The following is a 5,291-nucleotide window of genomic DNA, read 5'->3' as shown; positions in this document are numbered from 1 at the left end:
GCGGGGCCGGTCCGGGCGGGGCCTGGTGGTGCGGCGGGACGATCTGCGGCAGGCCACGAGGGAAGGGCGCGAGGGGAATCTCGTGCTGTTCGTCGTGGACGCGTCGGGGTCGATGGCGGCCCGGCAGCGGATGGCCGCCGTGAAGGGTGCGGTCCTCTCCCTGCTGATGGATGCCTATCAGCGGCGGGACAAGGTCGGTCTGATCACCTTCCGGGGCAAGGAGGCGGCCGTGGTGCTGCCGCCGACCTCGTCGGTGGACGCGGCGGCCGCACGGCTGGAGACGCTGCCGACCGGTGGGCGTACCCCGCTGGCCGCCGGGCTGCTGAAGGCCCATGACGTACTGCGGGTGGAGCGGATGCGCGATCCGTCGCGGCGGCCGCTGCTGCTCGTGGTGACCGACGGGCGGGCGACCGGGGGGCCGGAGCCGGTGGCACTGGCCACGCGCGCGGCCCGGCTGCACGAGGTGGAGGGCACGGCGTCGGTGGTCGTGGACTGCGAGTCGGGTCCGGTGCGGCTCGGCCTCGCGGTGAGTCTCGCGCAGGAGCTCGGCGGCACCGCCGTCACGCTCGACGAGCTGCGGGCCGACTCGATCGCCGGGCTGGTCAAGGACGTTCAGGGCGACAACAGGAGGGCCGCTTAATGCCGCAGGGACAGCCGGTCAGTGTGCCGGACGACGGACTCACCACCCGCCAGCGCCGCAACCGGCCGCTGCTGATGGTGCACACCGGCATCGGCAAGGGCAAGTCGACGGCGGCCTTCGGGCTGGCGCTGCGCGCCTGGAATCAGGGGTGGCCGGTCGGGGTCTTCCAGTTCGTGAAGTCGGCGAAGTGGAAGGTCGGCGAGGAGAACGCGCTGAAGGTACTCGGCGCGAGCGGCGAGGGCGGCTCCGTCGTCTGGCACAAGATGGGCGAGGGCTGGTCCTGGGTCCAGCGCGACCAGCAGCTGGACAACGAGGCCGCGGCGCGCGAGGGCTGGGAGCAGGTCAAGCGTGACCTCGCCGCCGAGACGCACCGGCTGTACGTGCTCGACGAGTTCGCCTACCCGATGCACTGGGGCTGGGTCGACACCGACGAGGTGGTCGAGGTGCTGCGCGACCGGCCCGGTTCGCAGCATGTGGTGATCACCGGGCGCAACGCGCCTGCCGCGCTGCTGGACGCGGCGGATCTGGTGACCGACATGTCGAAGGTCAAGCACCCGATGGACGCCGGACAGAAGGGCCAGAGGGGCATCGAGTGGTGACGGTTCCACGCCTGGTCGTCGCCGCGCCGTCGTCCGGCAGCGGCAAGACCACCGTCGCGACGGGTCTGATGGCCGCCTTCGCCGGGCGCGGGCTCGCCGTGTCCGGGCACAAGGTCGGGCCCGACTACATCGACCCGGGCTACCACACGCTGGCGACCGGGCGGCCGGGGCGCAATCTCGACGCGTACATGTGCGGTCCGGAGCTGATCGCTCCGCTGTTCGCGCACGGTGCGCGGGGCTGTGACCTGGCGGTCGTCGAGGGTGTGATGGGGCTGTACGACGGGGCCTCGGGGCTCGGTGAGCTCGCGTCCACCGCGCATGTCGCGAAGCTGCTGCGGGCGCCGGTGGTGCTGGTCGTGGACGCGTCGTCGCAGTCGCGGTCGGTGGCGGCGCTGGTCCACGGTTTCGCCTCGTGGGACCCGCAGGTGCGGATCGGCGGGGTGATCCTGAACAAGGTCGGTTCGGACCGGCACGAGGCGCTGTTGCGCGAGGCCCTGGAGGAGTCCGGGGTGCCGGTGCTGGGGGTGTTGCGGCGGGCCGAGCAGGTGGCGGTGCCGTCGCGGCACCTGGGGCTGGTGCCGGTGGCCGAGCGGCGGGGCGATGCGCTGGCCGCTGTCGCGGCGATGCGGGAGCAGGTGATGGCGGGGTGCGATCTGGAGGGTCTGATGGCTCTGGCGCGGTCCGCGCCGTCCGTGACCGGTGAGGCGTGGGACGCGGTGGAGGCCGTGGCCGCCTGCGGCGGGCCCGTTCCGGGAGCGGGAGGGGTACGGGTCGCTGTCGCGTCCGGGGCCGCCTTCACCTTCTCCTACGCCGAGCACAGTGAGCTGCTCACCGCCGCCGGGGCCGAGGTGGTGCCGTTCGACCCGTTGCGGGACGAGGCGTTGCCCGAAGGGACCCGGGGGCTGGTCATCGGGGGCGGGTTCCCCGAGGTGTACGGGCCCGATCTGTCCGCCAACGAGCCGTTGCGCGGGGCCGTCGCGGAGCTCGCGGCGTCCGGGGCACCGGTGGCCGCCGAGTGTGCGGGGCTGCTGTATCTGGCGCGGTCGCTCGACGGGCTGCCCATGTGCGGGGTGCTGGATGCCGAGGGGCGGATGTCCCAGCGGCTGACGCTCGGTTACCGGGACGCCGTGGCGCTCTCCGACAACGTGCTCGCGGCGGCCGGTACGCGGATGCGCGGGCACGAGTTCCACCGCACCGTGCTGGAGCCGGGCGCCGGGGACGAGCCGGCCTGGGGCATGCACCGGCCGGAGCGGCGCGTGGAGGGGTTCGTGCAGCGGGGCGTGCACGCGAGCTATCTGCACACGCACTGGGCCTCTGCGCCCGGTACGGCCCGCCGGTTCGTCGAGAGGTGCGCGGAATGAACCCCGGGCACCGCACGGGGCGGGACGCGGTGGGCCGGTCAGCCCGCGAGGCCCACGACCAGCCAGATGAAGCCCACTCCGGCGATCGTGCAGAGCAGGGTGGAGCGGGCCGGGTGGTCGTGGTGCGCCTCGGGCAGGATCTCGGCGGCGGCGAGGTAGAGCAGCGCTCCGCCGAAGAAGCCGAGATAGCAGCCGAGGAGTTCGGCCGGAAGGGTGAACAGAAGCGTCGTCGCCGCGCCGACGACGGGCGCCGCCGCGTCCGCGTAGAGCATCGCGAGGGCCTTGCGGCGGGCGTTCCCGTACAGGCTGGTGATCGTGTACGTGTTGAAGCCGTCCGCGAAGTCGTGGGTGATGACGGCGAGGGCGACGGCCGCGCCCATGCCGCCGCCGACCTGGAAGGCCGCACCGAGCGCCACCCCGTCCATCAGGCTGTGGCCGACCATCGCCGCCGCCGCCGTCAGCCCTACCTGGGGCACCCGTTCCTCGCCCGCGCCGTGTGCGGCCTGGCGTACCGCGAGCAGCCGCTCCACCAGGTGGGCGACCAGGAAGCCGCCGACGAACAGCAGCAGGGCCGCCGGTACGCCGAAGACGAGACCGCCCGCGGCCTCGATCGCCTCCGGCAGCAGGTCCAGGCCGACCACGCCGAGCATCAGTCCGCCCGCGAAGCCGAGGACCAGGTGACGGCGGTCGGTGACGCGCTGGGCGACCCAGCCGCCGGCCAGGGTCATCAGGAACGCGCCGAGCGCGACGAACACCGCCATGGGCTCTTGCTAGCCGATTGACCCCGGTGCGCGCATCTCAGGGCGCCCTCCGTCAGGTCCCGCCCTCCCCCGTCCCGAAAGGATCGCTCCATGACCGAAACAGTCGCCGCAGCCGTGCCGACGGCGACGGACGCGGTGGGGGGCCCGGTGGAGGGCGCCTCGCTCGCCGTCGGGGTCGGCGCGTCCAGGGGCGCGCCCCTGGACGAGGTGTTCGGGCTGATCCGGGACACCCTGGCCGGGGCGGGGCTCTCGCCGTCGGGCGTCGCGGAGTTGGTGACCGTCGACACCAGGGTCGAGGAGCCGGGGATCGTGGCCGCCGCCGCACGGCTCGGTGTGCCGCTGCGGACGTATACGGCCGAGGAGTTGGCCCGCGTCGAGGTGCCGCATCCGTCCGGCGCGCCGCTCGCCGCCGTCGGCACGCCCTCGGTGGCGGAGGCCGCGGCGCTCGCCGCCGGCGGCGAACTCCTGGTGCCGAAACGGAAGTCGCAGCCCAAAGGGCGCGCGGCGATGGTCACCTGCGCGGTGGCCCGCCTGCCGCGCCCGGTGCACGGCAGGGCCTGGACCGTTGCGTGAAGCCGGGTGCGGGGCGCATAGTCGTTCTGCCGTACTTCCTCTGCACCGGCGGCGCCACCGGGAGGCCGTCAGAAGCGATCCGCGGATGGACGGCGACTCCTGCGTGTACCGATCTCACTGCCGGGCCTCGAGGACAAGGTGGGACCGCCGCACCAGCCGCGCTTCCACCCTGACGACGACGGCCATCACCACCACCCCCACCATGGCGGTCATGCACACTCCCACTGAGAGCCCCGACGCAACCGGCGCGGGGCCGCACGATCTGCGGCATCACGGTGACGCGGAGGTACGGGGACGGGGCCGGGATCTGACCGATCTCGCCGTCAACGTACGGGCCGGCACCCCACCTGCCTGGCTGAAGGAGCGGATAGCCGCGTCGCTGGGCGCGCTCTCCGCCTACCCGGACGGGCGTCCGGCGCTCGCGGCGGTCGCCGCACGGCACGGGCTGCCGCCCGAGCGGGTGCTGCTGACCGCGGGCGCGGCGGAGGCGTTCGTGCTGATCGCACGCGCGCTGCCGGCCCGGCGGCCGGTCGTGGTCCATCCGCAGTTCACCGAGCCGGAGGCCGCCCTGCGCGCGGCCGGGCACGAGGTGGGACGGGTGCTGCTGCGGGCCGAGGACGGCTTCCGGCTGGATCCGGCCGCCGTTCCGGCGGACGCGGATCTGGTGGTGGTCGGCAATCCGACCAACCCGACGTCCGTACTGCACCCCGCGGCCGTACTGGAGCAACTGGCGCGCCCCGGCCGGACGCTGGTGGTCGACGAGGCGTTCATGGACGCGGTGCCCGGTGAGCGCGAGGCGCTGTGCGGCCGTACGGACGTCCCCGGGCTCGTGGTCCTGCGCAGCCTCACCAAGACCTGGGGGCTCGCCGGGCTGCGGATCGGCTATGTCACGGCCGCGCCGGAGACCGTGGGCAGGCTGGCGCAGGCGCAGCCGTTGTGGCCGGTCTCGTCGCCGGCGCTGACGGCCGCGGAGGCGTGCATGGAGCCGAGGGCGCTGGCCGAGGCGGCGGCCGCGGCGGAGCGCATCGCGGTGGACCGGTGCCATCTGGTCGCGGGGCTGCGCGAGTTCACCGAGATCCAGGTGGTGGAGCCGGCCGAGGGTTCGTTCGTCCTGATCCGGCTGGAGCGGGCTGCGGAGATACGGGAGCGGCTGCGGATGCTGGGGTTCGCGGCCCGGCGCGGCGATACGTTTCCGGGGCTCGGCACCGACTGGCTGAGGCTGGCGGTGCGCGACCGTACGACGACCAACCGCTTTCTGCAGGTGCTCGACCAGGCGCTCCAGGCGCTGACCGCCGTCAGCCGGTGACGGTCCCGCCCCCTCCGGTGACGCGTCGGGGGCGGGGAGCGGCGTTCCACC

5 protein-coding genes and 2 pseudogenes are annotated in these 5,291 nt (G+C 74.0%); 6 read left to right on the top strand and 1 reads right to left on the bottom strand.

The window, feature by feature from the left end; genetic code table 11:
- The 3 genes from J1C73_RS15880 to J1C73_RS15870 form a co-directional block, all read left to right on the top strand.
- On the top strand, nt 1-640 hold a 640-nt coding region (locus J1C73_RS15880), incomplete at its 5' end, for a vWA domain-containing protein (RefSeq protein ID WP_207316952.1).
- Complete coding sequence (cobO, locus tag J1C73_RS15875) at nt 640-1,239, top strand: cob(I)yrinic acid a,c-diamide adenosyltransferase (protein WP_123469114.1); 600 nt, start codon at nt 640-642, stop codon at nt 1,237-1,239. The genes J1C73_RS15880 and cobO, both read left to right, overlap by 1 nt.
- Nucleotides 1,233-2,600 carry a cobyrinic acid a,c-diamide synthase CobB gene (locus J1C73_RS15870; protein WP_207316951.1) on the top strand — a complete coding sequence of 456 codons (1,368 nt, stop codon included), beginning with the start codon at nt 1,233-1,235 and terminating at the stop codon, nt 2,598-2,600. The genes cobO and J1C73_RS15870 overlap by 7 nt, the downstream gene beginning before the upstream one ends.
- A 38-nt stretch (nt 2,601-2,638) precedes the next feature.
- On the opposite strand, the gene J1C73_RS15865 is transcribed toward J1C73_RS15870, so the two are convergent.
- Nucleotides 2,639-3,361, bottom strand: coding sequence for a ZIP family metal transporter (locus J1C73_RS15865; RefSeq protein WP_123469118.1), 723 nt, complete (start codon nt 3,359-3,361; stop codon nt 2,639-2,641).
- Nucleotides 3,362-3,520: 159 nt separating this feature from the next.
- Here J1C73_RS15865 and J1C73_RS34945 point away from each other — a divergent pair.
- The 3 genes and pseudogenes from J1C73_RS34945 to cobC all read left to right on the top strand — a co-directional run.
- Nucleotides 3,521-3,916, top strand: a pseudogene (locus J1C73_RS34945) (cobalamin biosynthesis protein); the annotation flags it as partial.
- Nucleotides 3,895-4,162, top strand: a pseudogene (locus J1C73_RS36215) (CbiX/SirB N-terminal domain-containing protein); the annotation flags it as partial. The pseudogenes J1C73_RS34945 and J1C73_RS36215, both read left to right, overlap by 22 nt.
- On the top strand, nt 4,146-5,240 hold the full coding sequence (gene cobC / locus J1C73_RS15855) for an Rv2231c family histidinol phosphate aminotransferase CobC (RefSeq protein WP_123469831.1): 1,095 nt from the start codon (nt 4,146-4,148) through the stop codon (nt 5,238-5,240). The pseudogene J1C73_RS36215 and the gene cobC, both read left to right, overlap by 17 nt.
- The last annotated feature ends 51 nt before the right edge of the window (nt 5,241-5,291 follow it).

Origin of the sequence: Streptomyces laculatispora (genome assembly GCF_017353455.1) — a bacterium.
GTDB classification, from domain to species: Bacteria; Actinomycetota; Actinomycetes; order Streptomycetales; family Streptomycetaceae; genus Streptomyces; species Streptomyces laculatispora.
This window is presented reverse-complemented; position numbering and strand designations above follow the sequence as displayed.

Excerpts from the sequence above, each read along its gene's own strand:
- cobO (WP_123469114.1), top strand. The coding sequence starts at position 640 with ATGCCGCAGGGACAGCCGGTCAGTGTGCCGGACGACGGACTCACCACC.
- cobC (WP_123469831.1), top strand. The coding sequence starts at position 4,146 with ATGCACACTCCCACTGAGAGCCCCGACGCAACCGGCGCGGGGCCGCAC.
- J1C73_RS15865 (WP_123469118.1), bottom strand. The coding sequence starts at position 3,361 with ATGGCGGTGTTCGTCGCGCTCGGCGCGTTCCTGATGACCCTGGCCGGC.